Here is a 430-nt window from a genome sequence, read left to right as displayed (position 1 = left end):
ATGGCTCGCCACCGGCATCGCACAGTGGCTCCAGACGTGGGACGCAGACCATCCCGGCGACCGCGACCGCCTGCTGTTCGCCACCGCCGCCGGTGACCCGCTCACCGACGGCGCGATGTGGCGCGCCCACCACAAGGGCGCGGTCGCCTGCGGACACCCCGACATGAGTGTCCACGACCTCCGCAAGACGGGCGCGACACTGGCAGCACAGTCCGGCGCGACCGTCCGCGAGCTCATGGCACGCCTCGGGCACACCACACCCCGCATGGCGATGCTGTATCAGGTGGCCTCCGACGACCGAGACCGGGCCGTTGCCGAGCGCATGGGTGAGCTGGAGGGCTAGGCCAGTTTCGCCACGATGTGGGCGCGCTCGGCCTCAGTCAGCGCCCCTAGTCGGTCTGCGAGCGTCCGGCGCGTCACCCATAGTTCC

Annotated in this window: 1 protein-coding gene; it reads left to right on the top strand. The window is 70.9% G+C overall.

Going from position 1 to position 430, the window contains the following annotated elements:
- Nucleotides 1-343: site-specific integrase (locus Q5762_RS37225; RefSeq protein WP_315896736.1), on the top strand; the 343-nt coding region annotated here is incomplete at its 5' end.
- Between the last annotated feature and the right edge of the window lie 87 nt (nucleotides 344-430).

It is taken from the genome of Streptomyces sp. P9(2023), from assembly GCF_032436795.1.
GTDB lineage: Bacteria > Actinomycetota > Actinomycetes > Streptomycetales > Streptomycetaceae > Streptomyces.
This window is presented reverse-complemented; position numbering and strand designations above follow the sequence as displayed.